11 protein-coding genes are annotated in these 19,028 nt (G+C 69.6%); 8 read left to right on the top strand and 3 right to left on the bottom strand.

Going from position 1 to position 19,028, the window contains the following annotated elements; all coding sequences use genetic code 11:
* Positions 1–402 precede the first annotated feature (402 nt).
* From ACIPYS_RS09590 to ACIPYS_RS09565, 6 genes are all read left to right on the top strand, one after another.
* Positions 403–7,590 (top strand): polymorphic toxin-type HINT domain-containing protein, encoded by a 7,188-nt coding sequence (locus ACIPYS_RS09590; protein WP_400745102.1) that lies wholly within the window; start codon positions 403–405, stop codon positions 7,588–7,590.
* An 89-nt stretch (positions 7,591–7,679) separates the two neighbouring features.
* A complete protein-coding gene (locus ACIPYS_RS09585) occupies positions 7,680–8,210 on the top strand; it encodes a hypothetical protein (protein ID WP_400745100.1) in 531 nt (176 codons plus the stop codon).
* A gap of 798 nt (positions 8,211–9,008) precedes the next feature.
* The gene (locus ACIPYS_RS09580) at positions 9,009–9,578 is read left to right on the top strand and encodes a hypothetical protein (RefSeq protein ID WP_400745099.1); all 570 of its coding nucleotides are present in this window, start codon (positions 9,009–9,011) and stop codon (positions 9,576–9,578) included.
* Positions 9,579–9,806: 228 nt separating this feature from the next.
* Positions 9,807–10,157: a hypothetical protein gene (locus ACIPYS_RS09575; protein WP_400745097.1), complete on the top strand. Its 351-nt coding sequence runs from the start codon at positions 9,807–9,809 to the stop codon at positions 10,155–10,157.
* Between the two features lie 242 nt (positions 10,158–10,399).
* On the top strand, positions 10,400–10,681 hold the full coding sequence (locus tag ACIPYS_RS09570) for a hypothetical protein (RefSeq protein WP_400745096.1): 282 nt from the start codon (positions 10,400–10,402) through the stop codon (positions 10,679–10,681).
* A gap of 1,318 nt (positions 10,682–11,999) precedes the next feature.
* The gene (locus ACIPYS_RS09565; RefSeq protein ID WP_400745094.1) at positions 12,000–12,146 is read left to right on the top strand and encodes a hypothetical protein; all 147 of its coding nucleotides are present in this window, start codon (positions 12,000–12,002) and stop codon (positions 12,144–12,146) included.
* A gap of 250 nt (positions 12,147–12,396) precedes the next feature.
* Here ACIPYS_RS09565 and ACIPYS_RS09560 read toward each other — a convergent pair whose 3' ends face one another.
* Positions 12,397–12,591 carry a hypothetical protein gene (locus tag ACIPYS_RS09560; protein ID WP_400745093.1) on the bottom strand — a complete coding sequence of 65 codons (195 nt, stop codon included), beginning with the start codon at positions 12,589–12,591 and terminating at the stop codon, positions 12,397–12,399.
* Positions 12,592–13,009: 418 nt separating this feature from the next.
* On the opposite strand from ACIPYS_RS09560, the gene ACIPYS_RS09555 reads away from it, so the two are divergent.
* Both ACIPYS_RS09555 and ACIPYS_RS09550 read left to right on the top strand, forming a co-directional pair.
* Positions 13,010–13,777, top strand: coding sequence for a hypothetical protein (locus ACIPYS_RS09555; RefSeq protein WP_400745091.1), 768 nt, complete (start codon positions 13,010–13,012; stop codon positions 13,775–13,777).
* A 913-nt stretch (positions 13,778–14,690) separates the two neighbouring features.
* The gene (locus ACIPYS_RS09550) at positions 14,691–16,523 is read left to right on the top strand and encodes a stealth conserved region 3 domain-containing protein (protein ID WP_400745089.1); all 1,833 of its coding nucleotides are present in this window, start codon (positions 14,691–14,693) and stop codon (positions 16,521–16,523) included.
* 107 nt (positions 16,524–16,630) lie between these two features.
* Here the strand turns inward: ACIPYS_RS09550 and ACIPYS_RS09545 are convergent, their stop codons facing one another.
* Complete coding sequence (locus ACIPYS_RS09545; RefSeq protein ID WP_093858270.1) at positions 16,631–17,065, bottom strand: response regulator; 435 nt, start codon at positions 17,063–17,065, stop codon at positions 16,631–16,633.
* A complete protein-coding gene (locus ACIPYS_RS09540) occupies positions 17,062–18,888 on the bottom strand; it encodes a PP2C family protein-serine/threonine phosphatase (RefSeq protein ID WP_400745088.1) in 1,827 nt (608 codons plus the stop codon). Before ACIPYS_RS09540 ends, ACIPYS_RS09545 begins: the two co-directional genes overlap by 4 nt.
* Positions 18,889–19,028 lie beyond the last annotated feature (140 nt).

Below are 19,028 nucleotides of genomic sequence, written 5' to 3'. Positions count from 1 at the left end.
TTGACGAGGAGCACGGGAAAAGCGCAACTGTCCGTGATTTCGCGGGCATGTCGGTGCGGTACGTCCTTCAGGTAGGGCAGGGAGACCACTGCGTGTCCTGTTCGAGCAAGAACCATGTGATTCCGAGTGAAGGTACGTCAACCGGGAAGTTCTCTTTAATGCATATGTCTTGTTTGGGAGTGCCTCCGGGGGTGCCTCCGAAATCACGACTTCCTAAATATTCGAGCTATGACGTTCTGATCGGTGAGTTCGTGTTCGTTCCTCCGCATATCGTCACGTCGGCCGTGGCGCGGTTCAACCCGCCTGGATGCCATTGACGACGGATCACGAGGAGATGTGACGATGACTTGGCCTGCCCGCATACGGGCCGGAGGACCTGTGGCACACCGATGGCGATCACCCGTGGTGGCGGCAGTGGTCGCCCTGGCGATGACCGCGGCGACCGCACCGCCGGCACTGGCATGGACCTACCCCGCACCGAAGGGGAAGGTCTGGACACCCCCGAACACGCCCTTGGGCGACAAGACCGTTCCGGTCAAGGGACGGGACGTCAGCCCGACGGCTCCCCCCGCGACCAAGGCCCCCCAGTGGAAGCCCGAGCCGGCCGCCCCGCTGGTGACCGGCACCGCAACGGTGACGCTCGGAGCGGAGGGCCCCGAAGCCGCGGCCGCGCGCGCCGCCACCGGAGGCGCCTCACCCGCCTCCGACGGCACAACCGGTACCAGGGCCGGAAACCTGGCGGTCCGGGTCGCCCCCGGCAGCAACCCGGGCGAAAGCGCCCGTGCGGTCGCCGTTCAGGTCACCGGACAGGACAAAGGCACGGCTGCCGGCGTCACCGGTCCGCTCGTGACCCTGAGCGATGCCGCAGCCGACGGGAGTGGGGGGCGCACGGCGAACGTCACTCTCGATCTGAAGGCGCTCCTGGCGGCCGGATGGTCCGAGCGTGCCGGACTCGTCGCCCTGCCGACCTGTGCCCTCACCACCCCGGACGTGCCGGAGTGCCGGACGCAGACACCGGTCCCCTCGAAGACGGACGGCCGCGGCGGGATCACCGCCGAGGTCACGCTGCCGCCCGCACAGGCCTCTGCGCAGCACGGCGGAGCGGTGAAGGCGTCGTTCGCCACGGGGTCCTCCTCTTCCCGGACGGTCGCGGCCGCCTCGGCAGGGTCCGGTGGCTCCGGCGGCGGCTCGGTGGTTCTCGCCGCGGCGCCTTCGCCCGCCGGTGCTCTGGGCGACTACAAGGCGACGCCCCTCTCCCCGTCGTCGGCCTGGACCTCCGGGTCGAACTCGGGCAACTTCACCTACGGCTACCCCGTCCAGGTGCCGCCCTCGCTCGGCGGCTCCACCCCGTCCGTGGCACTCGGCTACAACTCGGCCGACGTCGACGGCAAGACCTCGGCCTCGAACGCGCAGCCCTCCTGGGTCGGCGACGGCTGGGGGTACGAGCCGGGCTTCGTCGAGCGGTCCTACAAGCCCTGCGACAAGGCCGGTATCGCCGGCTCGCCCGACGAGTGCTGGGGCGGCCAGAACGCCACGCTCTCCCTGAGCGGCCACTCGGGCACCCTCGTGCGCGACGACGCGAGCGGCATCTGGCACCTGGAGAGCGACGACGGCACCAAGGTCGAGCAGCTCACCGGGGCCCCCAAGGCTGCCGGTGACCTCGCCCACCAGGGTATGGAGTACTGGCGGATCACCACCCCGGACGGTGTCCAGTACTACTTCGGCCTCAACCACCTGCCGGGCGGAGACGCCTCCGACCCGGCCGCGAACTCGGTCCTGACCGCGCCGGTGTACTCGCCCAACAGCGGCGACCCCTGCTACGACGCGGGCACCGGCAAGGACTCCTGGTGCCAGATGGCCTGGCGCTGGCAGCTCGACCACGTCGTCGACCCGCACGGCAACCTGATCACCTACAAGTACGCCGCCGAAGGCAACAAGTACAAGCGCGGCAACGCCCAGAGCGGCGGCAAGGGCGCCCTCACGGACTACCAGCGGTCCGGGTACCTCACGGAGATCGCCTACGGCCAGCGCCTGGACGAGCAGAGGGCCGCGAAGGGCGGCGCCGAGCCGGCCGCCAAGGTCCTGTTCACCGTCGCGGAGCGCTGCATCCCCAACGGGGAGATCACCTGCGGCGAAGCGGAGCGCACCGCGGCGAACGCCGCCGCCTGGCCCGACACACCGATCGACCTGATCTGCACCGACAACACCTGCATCAACTCCGCGCCCACGTTCTTCACCACCAAGCGCCTGACCGCGATCACCACGCAGGTCCTGGTCGGTTCCGCCTACCGGACCGTCGACACCTGGATCCTGAACCAGCAGCTCGCCGACCCCGGTGACGGCACCAAGCGGCTCCTGCAGCTCGACTCGGTCCAGCGCGTTCCGAGCAACGGCCAGGCCGAGGTCAAGAACCTGCCCCCGGTGCAGTTCCAGTACAAGATGCGGGCCAACCGCGTCGACGGCCTCGTCCCGGCCGAGAAGATGTTCATGCGCCCGCGCATCCAGAGCATCACGACCGAGACGGGCGGGCGGATCGACGTCGTCTACACCGACGCCGCGTGCTCCCGGGTCGAGAACCGCATGCCAGCCTCCGCCGACAGCAACTCGATGGCCTGCATACCCGTCAAGTGGTATCTGCCGGGCCAGTCCTCGCCGGAGCCGGTCGACGACTGGTTCGACAAGCCACTGGTCAAGACCGTCGTCGAGCAGGACCTCGTCAGCTCCCCCAACGTCTCCCGGGTGACCGAGTACACCTACAACGGCGGGGCGGCCTGGCACCGCAACGACGCCGAGTTCATCGACGCCAAGACCCGGACCTGGAACCAGTTCCGCGGCTACCAGTCGGTGACGACCACCACCGGCAGCGGCGACAGCACCGAGGCACCCAGGACCCAGCAGAGGGTCACCTACCTGCGGGGCATGGTCGGCGACCACCTCGCCGACGGCAAGACCCTGCGCACCGTTCCCCCGGTGGACAGCCCGCTCGGCGGCACCGTGACCGACAGCGCCCAGCTCGCCGGCCGCGTCGTCGCCACCGAGACCTTCGACCGGGCCGGCGGCAGCGTGGTCGCTGTCTCCGGAGCCACCCGCAACGGACAGCAGAAGTCCGCGACCCACGCCCAGAGCGCCGGGGCACCCCAACTCACCGCCTGGCGCCCGGACTCCGAGACAACCCACATCACCAGGGCCAGACTCGCCGACGGCAGCTGGCGCACAACCACCGTCGTCACCACCAGCGAGCCGGCCAACGGCAACCGCGTCGTCAAGGTCGACGACAAGGGCGACGGCACCGCCGCCACCCCCGAGCTCTGCACCACCACCGGCTACGCTGCGAGCGACAACCCGCAGTTGCTCACGCTCGTCTCGGAGCAGACCACGTTCCAGGGGCCCTGCAGCGGCGGGGCCACCTCGGCCAACACCCTGTCCAGCGGCCGCACGCTCTACGACGGCAGGCCCTTCGGCCGGGCCGGCCCGACCGGCGACCCGACCGGCAACCAGGTCCTCGACCGGTTCGACCAGTCCGGTAACCCGGTCTACGTCCACGGCGGCAGTGCGACGTTCGACGTCTACGGCCGGACCCGGACCACGGCCACCACGGACGGATCCACCTACGACAACGCCGGAACGCAGCTGAGCGGCCCGTCCGTCACCGCGGCCGTGACGACGACGGAGACCGCTCCCGCCACCGGCGCCCTGCCGACCCAGGTGCGGACCACCGGCCCGATGGGCGCGGACTGGACCACCACCGCCACTCTCGACCCGGCCCGCGGTTCCCCGCTGACCAGCACCGACGCCAACGGCCGCGTCATCACCGCGCAGTACGACGCCCTGGGACGGCTCACCGCGGTCTGGGCACCGGACCGCCCGACCTCGCAACTGCCGAGCCGCAGGTACACCTACGAACTCAAGGGCACCGCAGGCCCGTCCGCAGTCACGACCGAGTCGCTCAACGACGACGCGGCCACGTTCGCGGTCAACGTCGACATCTACGACGGCCTGGGCCGTGCCCGCCAGAGCCAGCGCACCAGCGACGCCCGGCCGACCGGGCGACTGATCACCGACACCGTCTACGACACGCACGGCTGGGCCATCAAGACCTCCTCCGCCTACTACGAGGAGAAGTCCTTCCCCACCACGTCGATCTTCGTACCGGCGGCCGACGGCCAGATCCCGGGCCAGACGTGGAACACCTACGACGGCAACGGGCGCGTCGTGCGGGCGGAGTTCCGCTCCTACGGCAACCTCCAGTGGGCCACCACCACGGCCTACCCCGGCGCCGACCGCACCGACACGATCCCGCCCAGCGGCGGCATGCCGACCTCGGCCGTCACCGACGCCCGAGGCCGGGGCACCGCCCTGTGGCAGTACCGCACTCCCACCGCGACCGGCAACCCCGCCGACGCGGACGTCACCACCTACACCTATACGCCCACCGGCCAGCCGGCGTCCCGCACCGACAGCAGCGGCAACACCTGGACCAAGAACTACGACCTGCGCGGGCGTCCAACATCTGCATCCGACCCGGACACCGGTCTCAACAAGGTGTTCTACGACGTCAACTCGCGCGTCGACCGTACGGTCGACGCCAAGGGCAACACCCTCGCCTTCACCTACGACCTGCTCGGCCGTAAGACCGGCACGTACGGCGACAGCGTCGCACCCGCGAACCAACTGGCGGCGTGGACCTACGACACCCTCGCCAAGGGCCGGCCCACGTCCTCCACCCGCTACGTCGGCGGCACCGGGGGCGCGGCCTACACCACGGCCGTGACCGGGTACGACACCGCCTACCGGGCGCTCGGCACCGCGATCACCGTCCCCGCCGCGGAAGGACCGCTCGCCGGCACCTACACCACCACCAACGCCTACAGCCCGGTCCTGGGCGCCGTCACCGAGACCGCCGTCCCCGCCGCGGGCGGACTCCCGGCAGAATCGATCACCTACGGCAGGACCATCACCGGCCTGCTCGTCGGCTCCGCCAGCCTGGAGCAGCCCGTCGTCGCCCAGGCCGACTACGACGCCCTCGCCCGCCCCGTCCGGACGACTGTCGGCACCTACGGCACCCAGGTCGTCTCCACCCGGCAGTACGACTGGGCCACCGGACGGATCGTCAACTCCTTCCTGGACCGACAGGTGGGAACCGCCTCCGTCGACCAGACCACCTACACCTACACCCCGTCCGGCCGCATCACCTCCGTCACCGACGTCCAGGACGCCGCCGCGACCGACACCCAGTGCTTCACCTACGACCACCTCGGGCGGCTGACCGGAGCCTGGACCGACACCGGACGCACCTCCACCACCGCCGACTGGACCGACTCCAGCGGCGCCACCCACGGCAGCGGCAGCTCCGGCACCGTCCCCGGCATCGGCGGCTGCAACAACGCGAACGGCCCCGCCAACGTCGAACCCGGCGGGCGCACCGTCGGCGGCCCCGCGCCGTACTGGAACACCTACAGCTACGACGCGACCGGCAACCGCACCGGACACGTCCAGCACGACATCACCGGCAACACCTTCAACGACACCACCACCAGCCAGACCTTCGGGCCGGCCAGGCACACCAACACCCCGACCGACGCAGCCAACACCGGTGGCGGAACGGGCGGCCCCCACGCGCTGCTCACCTCCACCACCATGGGGCCGGGGGGTACCAGGACCGTCGGCTACCAGTACGACGCCACGGGCAACCCCACGGCGATCACCGATACGGGTGGCACGGCGACACTGGCCTGGAACCGTGAGGGCAAGCTCGACTCGATCGGCTCCACCGGCACGGCCGGAACCACGAGCTACGTCTACGACGCCGACGGCAACCAGCTCATCCGCCGCAACCCCGGCCGGACCACCCTCAACCTGCCCACCGACGAGCTCACCCTCGACACGGCCACCGGCACCCTGAGCAACGTCCGCTCCATCGGCGCCGGAGAAGGACTCACCTACACCCGGGTCACCTCGGCCATCGGCGGCGGAAACGTCGTCATCCAGGCCGCCGACCCGCACGGCACCAACGGCGTCCAGATCGGCACCGACGCCGGCCAGACCGTCACCCGCCGGAACACCGACCCCTTCGGCAACCCGCGCGGCAGCCAGCCCGCGACCTCCGACTGGGCCGGCCGCAAGGGCTTCGTCGGAGGCACCAAGGACGAGGCCACCGGGCTGACCAACCTCGGCGCACGCCAGTACGACCCGGTGCGCGGGCGCTTCATCAACCCCGATCCGATCCTCGACCCGGCTGATCCGCAGCAGTGGAACGGCTACGCCTACAGCAACAACGACCCCGTCAACGCGAGCGACCCGAGCGGCCTGTTCCTGGGCTTCGACTGCAAGACCTGCGACAAGTGGATCGACCGGGGCAAGGACCTCGCGGCCGGAGCCTGGCACGAGACGGTCAAGACCTACAACGAGCTCGCCGAGGGCGTCGCCAGGCTCACCGGCGACGACGACACCGCCAACCGCTTCCGCCAGGAACGCGAGAACCCGCAGTCGCCGTTCAACCTCACCTCCATCGTCTCCGGGATCGCCGGCCCGCTGGACGGGCCGCGCACCCAGAGCGACTGGTACAAGGCCGGACAGCAGATCGTCCAGGTCCTCGGGCCGCCCCTGCCCGTCGTCGCCCCCGCGATGGCCGCCGGAGCGGCGGTCCGCGGCGTGGAGGCGGTCGCCAAACACCCGCGCGCGGTCAGGAAGCTCGTCTCCAAGATCGTCTCGAAGATCCGGCCGAAGGCCGGCCCGTGCAGCTTCGCAGCCGCCACACCGGTCCTCATGGCCGATGGCAGCACCCGGGACATCAGCGAGATCAAGCCCGGCGACCAGGTCCAGGCTGCCGATCCCCAGACCGGGGACAACAACGGCCACACCGTCACCGCCACGTGGAAGCACGACGACAGTGACCGGGTCGACGTTGGCGTCACCACGCGAGACGGCGAGGAGACCATCCATACGACCGTCGAGCATCCCTTCTGGGACGCTACGGCTCGGCGGTGGACCCCTGCAGGCGAACTTCAGGCCGGCCACATGCTCGAGACGGACGACGGATCGGCAGTCACCGTTACCTCCGTCAGCGAGATCCCTGGCCAGCAGGCCATGTACAACCTCACCGTCGCCGACCTCCACACGTATTATGTGGTTGCCGGTATCACGCCGGTCCTGGTCCACAATATTTGCAGAGGCCGCCTTGTTTCCGATGGAACGGCCGCGTCTGCAACGGTCTCTCCACAGAAGTTGCTTGATGATGCGAAGGCACTTCATGACACTTTTGGTGTGGGGACACGGGCAGACAAGGGAACGACCGTTGCGACAGGCCAGCTTGGGGGTGAACTCGTCTATTCAGTGGCGAACAATGGAACGAATCGTTCTCTGCGTAATTTGGCTGAGAGCCTCGGCTACCGTCAAGTCTACGAAACCGACCTCACTCCGCAAGTTCACACTGACGCCGAGCAGATTCTCTTCAATGCGATCGACGAGGCCGAGTACACGGGTGATGGAATCATCGCATCATCCCGTCCGGCATGCGGCATAGAGCGGCAGGACTGCGCGGGTAGGGGTGCTCGATATCCAGGTGTTCAGCTCTGGGACAGGAGTAGGTAGCAAAGGGCCGCCCTGCGGATGAATTCGACCTGCTTGTGCATCACGAATCAACTTCAAGTTGCGACACACACCATTTAAAGGTGGGGAGCATGCTACTTCTTTGGGATCGCACCATCGAGCCCTATGGGCCAGTTCTAGAGAGACTTGGGAGTTCCGATCTTCTTGGCCTGTCTCTCGACGTGGTCGAGTCTACGCTCCGCCTGTTTGATCCGCCGTTTCCCGGATTTTTTCCGCCGGAGCATGCCGAACTGATTGGTCATGTAATTCAAGCGCGCTCCCCTGGGTCGGGCGAGTGGAACTTTGACCAGGATTTCGTCGAAGAAATTCTGTTGCGGTACGACTCGCTGCCCGAGGTTGCAGTCCGGCCCGCAGTCGGACCGTTTCTCATGGGAATTGTTCGCCTTTTCGAGGCGGGTCCTCTGTCGCTGTCTGTGGATGATGCGATGGAGATCCTATCCTCGTGCTATGAATCGATTCTCATGTCACGACTGACTGGTCGCGCCACTCTCGAGGATCAAGAGAATGATGAGCGATGCAGTGAATCTATCCGCTTGCAAGTCAAAGCAATTTCCAAGTATCAGAATCCTTCAGAGATCGACGGCTCGCCTGGCGCTGCGTGAGCATCGGAGTTTCGTTGGCGCAATAGGTCCCATGAATATCCGGCGGCAAGATGCTGCTGGATATTCGGACCGGAAGAGATTTTAATTTCTCGCCGGATCGACGATCAGTGAACGCCAAGAGGGTCTGCCGGAATTTCCCTGGCAGACCCTCTTGGTGTTTTTGCGGCGGCAGTTGGCGGCAACGACAATGGAGGTGGCTGCACAAGCCATCGGTTTGCGTCGTCCTGCCCGGGCAGTGGCTTCACGGGCTGACTCTCTACGGGTGGTGCGCCAAAAATCTCGGCGCACCACCCATCGCGAAAGCGTGGAGACAGTGAGGAGCCATCTGTCTGTTCTTGCGCTCCTTTCTCGAGGATCAGGAAAAGATCCGGTGGCTTGAAGAAGTTTTCTCCTGCCTAATACTCCAGCGGTAGATCGCGATCCAGGTTGCTCGACCGGTGATGACGGCGATTCGGCTGACTGCAGGTGCACTGGTTGACGGGGTGGACGAAGGTCGGCTGAGCGGGCATCGTGCCCCGGGTGAGCAGAGCCTGAGAGCCGGGTCGTCGCCCAGGCCGGTTCAGTTGGCCGGGCCGTCGAGGGTGCCGCCGCCGGCTAGGTAGGCGAGCAAGCGGCGGTAGGAGCGGCTCCAGGCGCCAGACTTCGTCCCGAGCGTCGAGCTTCGCGGCCCGGTCCGCGGTGAGGCCCGCGATCTTGCACCGGCGGCGCATCCAAGTGCCCACCGCGTAGTCGTCCAGCTTCACGGCCGCCGGAGCGGCGGTCCGCGGCGTGGAGGCGGTCGCCAAACACCCAGGCGCGGTGCGAAAACTCATCAGCAAGGTGATTTCGAAGGTCGCGCCCAAGGCAGGGAAGGAAGCCAGTTCCAAGCCCGCGTCGAAGCCCAGGTCGCTCGGGACGTATCGTGAGAATGGCAAGTCGGGTAAGGACCTCCGGCGCAGCACAACCGCATCCAACGGTCAGGAGTGGAACTTCAACACGGGGCACGGGTTCTACCGAGCACACAAGGAAGGGACACCGGAGGAAAATTGGCTCCAACTCGACACTGATCTCACCCCGGACGAGATCGAGGAGGCGATCGCGGGTGACGTCGAAGCATTCCAGGCTGCAGGGGGCGCAGTTCCCGCTCTCGGCAAGGGAAGCAAGGAGCTCACCCGCAACGTCAATGTGCTTCGTCGGACCGGTGAGGGAATCAGGTCGCGGCTGGCACCCGCCACCAGCGGCACGTTGCCGTTACCGAGGAGGACGTCTCGGAACGGGACTGCCTGGGCTTGGGCGAGTCTTCTCGGTGTACCGGGTGAGCGCGGCCAGGAGTGTGGCCTGCTGGTCCGTCAGCTTTCCGTCGGTGCGGGCCGCCGCCTGCTTGCGTAGCCAAGTACCGGGCCGGAAGGTCGGGTCGACGCCCAGGCCGCATACCAAGAAGGCCGCCCGAGGAAGCGCAGGTCAGGGCAGTTATGACGCGCTAACAAAAAACTGCCTGACGTATTGCAGCAGAGTTATTCAGGCTGGCGGCGGCGAGGCTCTTCCGAGTGGGCGAGGTCTAATCCCTTGGATTCGTCGGAACTTTGGCTGAAGCTCGAGAAGGGAGGAAATGTTCCCGTGAGTGAGCTTCCATCGTTCACTGAAATGATGATCGAACTACTGACCTCGCCGGAAGGATGGGAATACCAGACGCGAGAGCTGGCAGCGCGCATCATCGTGGCTGACGCGCGCCTGTCCTGGTGGCATTCGGCAGTGGGGAAGCTTTCCAGCAGTGGCTCGTCAGATAAAGACCTCGAGCTCCTGGACAGCTTTCTCGAGCAGCACGAGATGCTGTTCAATTCGTACAATGCACGGAAGCGTTCCGAAATTTCGACCGGTGAACTCACGGCCGCGATGCGGGCCGTTGTGAAGAGAGTCGAGTCCCTGCTGGGAACTCTCCCCAGGGCCCCTTGGGCGAGTAGCGAATAATCGACACTCTTGGTGGCGGCCCGCCAGTTCGATTGGCAGGCCGCCACAGCTAATTCTGACTCGGATCCGGTGCCATCTCGGCTTCACTCTGCCGTCTGCTGATTTTCCTGCGTCCACACGTATGAGGACAAGGGAAGCTGCCGAAGGAGATGGTGGCAGCCGCTCGATTCCCGTACGAGAACCCTGCCAGTCCGTTGGATCTCATCCAGGTGGTTGAGTCGAATTGGTACGAAGGGATAGGTATGGCATCGACCAGTGAGCGGCGATACATTCTAGTTGGTTACGATTCTGACGGGTTTGTGCAGCTCCGGATTCCGTCGAGCCGAAAGCAGTTGGCTATCACCCGCTCCATGGTCGACCTCGGCGCCCCCAACGGTGATCTCGGCCGATGGGAGATCACGTCAGAAATCTGGTTGGACCTGGCACTTACCTTCGACTGGCCCGATCGGGATGAATCCCTGACGTACTTTCTGGAATCCAAGACGATCGACCAGGACGCCGCCGGAACAGGCCCTGTCGACTGACTTTGCTCTGATCTGAATCCTGCCAGTGTGCCGTACGGGCGCCAGGAAGCTTTCCTGGCGCCCGTACGGCATTGGAGATCTGGGTGTTTCTGCTGCAATGGCCCGCCAGATTGTCATGCATGTGCAGTGCACTGACAGGAGTGGCTCCTGTGCGCGGTCGTTCACACCGGCCTCAGCCTCGACGCCGACCGCCTGCAGCTTGGAGCCGCCTCCGCCTTCGCATCGGGACACAACTCGACCTCGAATTCCATCTCCGCCAGCCCCGCCGCCAACACCACCCCCGGGTCGTCCCCAGCCCTCGCGGCCGGCTTCGAGACCTCCTCGCAGCCAGCCGCGATCCGGTGCGGGGGGACGGCGTGAGTCGCCGATCATCCGAGGGCCCGTCACAAGATCAACGCCTTCACGATGCCGAGGAGCGCATCGCGCGGCCGTCGCCGAGTACCCGCTCCAGGGGCAGGTCGGCCGGGCGGGCGGCGGCAGTCGGCCGGGCGGCTGAATTTCTCCGGCCGCTCGACAGGTTGCGCACACCCCACCACTGCGTGGATCGTCACCGTCGCATACCACCGCAACTCGGTCCGCCACCTCGGAAAGCGGCTCCTGGTGTCGGCCACGGGCAAGTGGTCGGTGGCCGCCCGCACCCGTTCAGAACCGACCTCACGCCCTCGCCTCTGGAACAGGACCTCTTCACCCATGCACAACCTCAGGACAGCCACGGGAGCCGCTGGCATCGCCACCATGACGGTCTCGCTCATCCGGTCCGCAGGACGCGCGATCGGCAGCAATGGCCGCCGCCGCTGCGCCGGACGTGGCCGGTGCTTTCTCCGGCGACCGATCCAACCCCCGTGTTCCGGCCAGGCGGGTTGCCGGAAGTCCCTGAACTTCACGTCGCTGGCTCCTGGAGCCCTGCACGCGCGGACCGTCGTGCGCTCTGACTCGAATCCCGGACGGCTCGCGGAGCACGTGCGGCGCCTCGGACGGCTCCTCTTCGCTCTCGTCCTGGTCCTTGCCATACTCTTGAGCGCGGCTTTGTGGGCCCCCGCGCCGCTCCCCCTGGTGCCTCATCAGGCAACGTTCGACCTGTGATGGGCTCGTGGCAGAGCTTTGGCCTTGCCAGTAGTACGGACGCGCTTCGCGTGCGGGCTCAGCCGAAGGAGCCGTCGCGGCCGGGTGCGGGCGTTCGTACTCGGCCTGCTCGCGGACCTGCCGAGAAAGAACTGCGGGCCGATCGCCGAGTACGTCAGTGACGCCGGCCCCTTGCCGCGCACCCTCCCGGCCGCCACGCTCGGACTCAGGTCGGACTCGACACCTGGGGGGTTCCTTGGACGCCACCAACCACCGCCGCAACCGGCGAGGCAGCGGCCTCGGCTGCCTCGTCCTCGCCCTCCTCGTCGCCACGGCGCTCGTCGCCTTCCTCGTCTGGGCCTGGAACCAGCCCGGCAACGGCACCCCCAGCTACTGGCACTGACGCTCTCGACCGGCCGGCCGCCCGCGGCGGAGCCGTCGCGGACCGGGACGGGGACCAGGTCGAGAACGAGGTCGAGAACAAGAACGAGCCGCGACATCCCGACCATGGCATCCGGCGCGCGACACCTGCGTGGCGGAACACGCACGGTCCGGCGAACGGGTGCGAGCGGCACCGAACGTCAACGGGTCCGGGAAGGCGACCCGGCTCCGTCGACGACTGCGGCGGCGGTCAGCAGCACCAGGTTCTGCGTTCAGCAGTCCGACTGCTCGGTGGCGACCTCGGTGCCGCAGGCCGCGCAGACGAGATTGGGCCCGTCCCGGCCGTCGAGTCCGCAGCAGCCGTTGCGACGGCCGAGGTCGGGGTGCGCAGCCGTTCCCGGCAGGTCGTCGGGATGCAGGACAAAGGCAGCGGCATCGTCACCGATCGCGTAGGTGCCCCGGGCCATCCGGGGCGGGGCGATCCGGTGGCCGGACCGCTTCTCGCCGTCCCGCGACGGCCGTGCTCGCCTGAGTTCCCCGGTAAGTGGCAGGCCGCAGTTCGCGCAGGTGAAGAGGGTCGTCCGGACATTCTGCCGGTCGGGCAGGGACCTCGGGGGTTCCTCCGTGCCACAAGGACCGCCCGGCATCGACGCGCAGCACGTCGGGGCGGCCCGCCGGCCCGACGCGGTCGCGTCCGGAAGATCGAGTCCGGAACGTCCGACACGCTCCTCCCCATGAAGGCCGGTGGATCCCGCCCGGCGTCCCCGCACCGTCGATCGCCGCGATCGGGTGCGGCGGCACGCCTCTTGCCCCCGTTCAGCACGACCGCGCACGCTGGGTTCGGCGCCCTCGTGGAGCGATGGGCCGGGGAGGGAGGAACGAGTGGTGGAAGTGTCGGCTGGGGCGCACGAACACAGCGGCGGGAGTGGGGAGCAGGAGGGGCGCAGCGGCGGGAGCCGGTTGTGGGCGGTGGGGCGGATCGTGGTTGCGGTGGGCCTGGCGGCGGGGCTGACGGTTGCCGTCGTCGGGCTGGGGTGGGCGTCGGCGTGGCTCGTCTACCACTGGGCGCCCTACCGGTTGGTCCATGTCGTCGACGTGATCGTGCTTCTCGTGTTCCTGCTTCTCGGGATCGCGGCCGCCGTGGCCGGCACGCGGCGGCCGTGGCGGTTGTCCGTGGTGTCGTCGACCGTGTTCTCGGCCGGTTGGCTGTTCCTCGAACTGTGCTGCGTGTTCATGGCCGGCCGGCAGGCGCTCCACGACCGGGGCGAGCCCGTCCCCGCCGTGGTCGTCGAGGTGTCCGAGGGCCATTGGCAGTCCTCGACCTTCGCCGAGGTGCGGCTCGCCGACGGGACGAGGCATGCGAATGTCCCGGTGGGCGACGAGCACCCCCGCCCTGGAGACAGGACCACCGTCACGCTGGACCCCGAGGGGCTTGCCCAGCCCCGCCTGGGTCCGCCGCCCGGGCCTCCCGGCACGACCTGGCGCAACGTCAGCCTGGCCGCCACCGCGGTCGGCGCCGCCGGTCTGGGCACGCACCTCGCCGGGCGGCAGGGCCCCGTCCTGTTCCGCTCGCCCCGGCCTCCCGAGGACACGCCTCCTCCCGGATACCGGCGACGGCCGGCACGACCGCGCCGACGGCTCCGGAAGCCGTGACGACGAGGACGATCGGGGCACCGTCGCGGACGCCCCGCCCGCGCAGCTGATTGCCCGACGAACTGACGCACGCACCACGCGACGTTCTCTCCGGTGGACCTCACCACCGGCGGAGAGGCGGCCGGGACGCGCCCTGCTCCGCGTTCCCTCACTCGGGGAGCATCGAGGCCGGCCGCGCCGGAGGACGGCCTCCGCTCGCTCGCCGTGGGGCGGACAAAGATCCACGGCCGCTGCCCGCCAGGGTGCGGGCCGTCCAGGTCGTGGCCGCCGCGTTCGCGGGCGCGGCGGCAGAACCGGGCAGGTGCGCACCCGGGCGGGCGCGGCAACCGGACCCGCGGAGACAGGCGTCGCAGGACCGCCCGGGCCGACATGCTGCCGCTCGGGCCGGCCAGGTGGCAGAGACAAGCAGGCCGATCGGCGGTGCAATCCAGCTTGTCGGGGGTCCCGGTATTGCCGTGCGGGCACGCAGGATTGGCACTCGTGCCCGGCGCATCCGTGTGGCAGGCGCCGATACCGACTCGATCTCATATTTGATGACTGAATCCATGAATCCGATCCCGGTCCGGATCGCTCCCGTTCGCCTCGGCTTACGGCGGCGACCGCCCACGCCGGCCGCGTAGCAGACCGGCCGACCGCGCTCTGCCGGCTTCATCCGGGCATCCGCCTGCCGGACGCCGGAACCGGCCGTGGCCGAGCGGCGTCGCCGAGCCCGGACCTTCCCCGGACGACCGAGCCGGGTCCTCCTGGCGGACCTCCCTGCGGGAAGCGTTGCCCACCGGCGCGAGCCGACCCCACGCCCGTCGTGCGCCCGCCCGACAGCGCGACGCCACCGTGGCCCGGCACGGCACATGCGAGGGCGGTGCCGTGCCTGGGCTCTTCTGCCGAACATCCCCCACCCTCGCTGGAGCTTTCCATGCCCCTTCGCCCGGCCCGTCTCACCACCGCAGTGCGCCGGCTCGCCTTCCTGGTGCACCGCCCGCGACGCACCGGGCTCACCGGCCTCGAACCAGTCCCGGAGCCCGAGCAGGAGCAGGCATCCACGGAACCCCCGTCTCCACTCCCGGAACCTGCCCCACCGGGCGAGAGGCTGGCCGCGGGGCGTCGTGAGCGCGAGGCCGAGCTCGCTGCCACCCTGACCGGTGTCGTCCGTCACGGCGGGCTGTTGGCGCAGGCGGACCGGATACGGCTGCCGGGTCAGCGTCTGGACGACAACCTCGCCGAGGTGGCCGGGGCGCTGGGCGCGGCGGGCATCGACCACGGCATCGTGCCCGACCGCGGCAGGCGTCACCGCCTGGCCGTAGCGGCCGGCGACCGCTCCGCAGCGCTGGAGGCGCTCTCGGTGCCGTTCGCCGGGCAGGCCGTGTACGCGGACCTGCTGGAGCACGGGCGCGTGCTCGCCACCGTCCTGGCCGAGCAGGTACGCACCGCCGTCGCGGTCGTGGAACGCGAGGCGACCGGCCCCGGCGAGCTCCTCGACGCGGAACCCGGTGCGACCCCGCCGGACCGGGTCAAGGGGCTGCGGATCTACCGGCCCGCCGTGGTCGGGACCCTGCTGTACGGCTCCGAGGCCGCGTGCGACGTCGAATTCTGGGATCCTGCCCCGCAGGCCCCCGGGGCCGTTGCCTCGATCGACGAGACCCCGCTCGGCTGGTGGGTGCCCTCGCTGGAGGCCACGGCCAGGACGGCTGTCGGCGGGCAGGTGTACCCACTGGTCAACGCCTTCGCCGTCGACCTGCCGGACCGCGTCGCCTTTCCCGTGGACGCCGTCATCACCTGGGTCGACGACACCGACCCGGCCTGGCAGAGGCGGCGTGACACCGCCCGGGCCGGCCTCGCCCGCACGGCCGCACCGGTCGCGCCGGAGGACGGCGACGCCGCCAGCGGCATCGCCGGTGACGCCGACCAGCGTTTCCGCAACCGCGACGAACTCCGTTACTGTCTGCGCGCACTGGCCGCGCACGCTCCCTGGATCCGCCACGTCCACCTGGTCACCGACGACCAGACGCCTCCGTGGCTCGACACCGACCGGCCCGGCCTGACCGTCGTCCCGCACCGGGACCTGTTCGCCGGCACCGACGCCGGGCCCGTGTTCAACTCCCATGCCATCGAGAGCCGGCTGCACCTGATCCCCGGCCTCGCCGAACACTTCCTGTACATCAACGACGACGTCTTCCTCGGCCGCACCGTCGCGCCCGAGGACTTCTTCCTCGGGAACGGCCTGCCCCTGTGCTTCCCCGACGACCGGATCATTCCCCCCGGTGACGCCCGGAGCGACGACTCGATCTACGTCGCCGCCCTGAAGAACACACGCGCGGCCCTGACCGCCTCGACCGGCAAGACCTACCCCCGCACCCTCAAACACGCCCCCCACCCGCTGCGCCGCAGCGTCATGGCCGAAAGCGCGGAGCGGTTCGCGGCCGAGCTCCGTGCCACGGTCCGCTCGCCGTTCCGGGCCGGCACCGATCTCGCACCGGTGACCCTGGCCGCGTACTACGCCCACGCGACCGCGCGCGCCGTGGACGGGCATCTCTACGGCGGCTACTTCGTCACGGACAGCCACGAGGACCTCGCCCGCCTCGCAGACCTCCACGAGGAACGCTGGGCCGACTACTTCTGCCTCGCCGACGGCATCCGCGACCGCATCTCCCCCCAGGCGCAGCACGACGCCCTCACCGGCTTCCTGAGCGAGTACTTCCCCGTCCCCTCCCCCTTCGAGACGGGGCCCGCGCGTACGACGGTCCGATGATCCACCGGTACACGGACAACGGATGCCGACCGCCGGATGCCGCACCGCGACGGAACGCGAGCGCGAGCGCGCGGGCGCGGGCGCGGGCGCGTGGGACGGCAGGGTGGTCAGGCGGTGGGCAGGTCGCGGGGCACCGGCCGGTCGGCGAGCCAGAAGTCGACCGTGCTACCGAGGACGGTGCGGAACAGGTCGAAGTTCAGCGGTTTGAAGATGTAGCTGTCCGCGCCGGCCGCGTAGCAGTCCTCGACCTCGGCCGGCGCGGTCGAGGAGGTGAAGACCACCACCGGCACCTTGGCGAGTTCCGGCCGCAGCCGTATGTCGCGCAGCAGGGAGTGCCCGCTGTAGCCGGGGAGGTTGAGGTCGAGCAGCACCAGTGCGGGCCGTTCGGCCCCGGGGTCCAGCAGCCGGGGCACGACGGTCCGGGGGGAGGCGGTGAACTCCAGCCGGACCAGTGGGTGCGAGCGGCCCAGCGCGCGGGCCACGGCCTCGATGTCCTCCTCGGAGTCCTCGACGACCAGGACCAGGCCCTCCTGCATGGTCATCGCTCGGCACGCCTCTCGTCGCGGCTGGTCGCCGTCCCGGCCCGGACGGCCAGGACGGCCATGTCGTCGGCGCAGCCCCGGCCGAAGTCCAGGGCCGCCCGGGCGAGGCCGGTCACCAGTTCCCGCGGGCCGTGGTCGGCCAGGCCGGTTAGCACCCGGGACAGGCGGTCCTCGAAGAACGCTCCGTCGGCGGCCCGGGACTCCGTGATGCCGTCGGTGAGCAGGACGGCGGTGTCGCCCGGTCGCAGGACCTCCGTGGCCTCGGGCAGCGCGTAGTCGTCCAGGACTCCGAGCAGGGGGCCCGGGGCGCTGTTCAGGGAGTGGACGGTCCCGTCGGCGCGCAGCACGCGCACCGGCGGGTGGCCGGCCGTGGCGATGCGCAGGGCGAAGGAGCCGTCGCCCCGCGGAGCGAGGGCCGCGACGATCGCGGTGACGAACTTCGAGGACGCGCTGGCGCGCAGCGAGCGGTTCAACCGGGTCAGGGCCGCGGCCGGCGCGACGTCGTCCTCCAGCAGGGTCCGCAGGGTGTGCCGGGCGAGACCGGTCAGTGCCGCCGCCTCCGCGCCGCGCCCGCACACGTCGCCCACCACCAGGGAGAACGAGCGGGCCCCCGCGACCGCGTCGTAGAAGTCGCCGCCCACGTCCAGCGCGGCGTCGCCCACCTCGTAGGCGGCGGCGAGTTCCAGGCCGGGGTACTCGGGCAGGACGGCCGGGAGCAGGTGCTGCTGGAGCGATCTGACGTTCTGCCGCCGCTGTTCGTACAGCGTCGCGTTGTCGATCGCCAGGGCGGCCCGCAGGGCCAGGTCCGCGAGGAAGGCGGGCCCGGCGATCTCGGCGGCGCCGCGCTGGTAGGCGAAGGTGACCGTGCCGAGCAGTCGGCCGCGCGCTCGCAGCGGGTTCACCGTGACCGTCCCGCTGGGTGCGGCGCCGTGACCGGCGAAGGGCGTTCCCGCGAGTTGCTCACCGGTCAGGACGACGCCCTCGCGCAGGTCGGACACCTTCGGCAGGACTTCGGCGAGCCAGACCGGATCACGGCCGGCCGCCTCGAAGCTCTCCCGCGCGTCGGCGGCAAGGTGTGCGGCGGCGACCAGCCGGTAGCCGGTGGGGTACCGCAGATGGACCAGGCAGCCCTCGGCGACCGCGGGAACGGTCATCCGCGCGACCCGCTGCAGGGTCTCCTCGGTGTCGAGGGAGGAGTCCATCTGCAGCGAGGCCTCAGCGAGCAGGGCGTCGCGCGCCTGCCGCCGGGCGTTCTCCCGCTCGTGCAGGATCCGGGTGTTGCAGGACGCCACCACGTCGCACACCTGGCCGAGCATCGCGGGCAGGGCCGGAGGGGCCTGCCCGTCGCCCGCGAGGCCGACCGCGACCGCGGCCCAGTCGCCGTCCTCCAGGGGGAGGGTGCACTCCACCACGTGGGTCGCCGACGCCGCCTCCCACACGGGCTGTTCGGGGCGGGCGCGGCCGTGGCTGTCGTCCGCGCGGAACCGGCGTACCTCCCCGTGGGCGGGCGGCACGCCCGCACGGCTCCAGGCGTCGCCGGCGGGCAGGAGGACGCGGACCGGAGGGCTCCCGGCCTCGGCGCTGCTGCGCAGGTAGAGGGCCCGGCCGTTCGACGAGAAACGGCAGCCGGTCACCACGGTCACCCGGGGCACCGTCAGCAGCAGGTCGTACAGTTCGTCGGACAGACCGGTGACATCGGTCGTGGTCTGTGCCCGCAGCCAGATCCGGTGGAGCCCGGCGGCCCAGTCCGACCGCGGCGCGCCGGAGGTACGCGGTGCCGGCAGGTTCTCGCCGGCCACTGTCCACACGTCCGAGCTGATCATCGTTCCTGGCCTCCACCGACGCTGCCGCGCACGCCCGCACGGGGCCCCGGGCTCCGGGGACGCTCACGAGGTCGATGCTTGTGGCCGACCGGTCCTGGAAGGCCGGCACGTACCGCCCCGGAACTCTATCGGCCGGAACC

This window comes from Kitasatospora sp. NPDC089913 (assembly GCF_044748625.1).
Classification (GTDB): domain Bacteria; phylum Actinomycetota; class Actinomycetes; order Streptomycetales; family Streptomycetaceae; genus Kitasatospora.
Note: the sequence above shows the minus strand (reverse complement) of the source record. Positions and strands in the feature narration are given on the sequence as shown.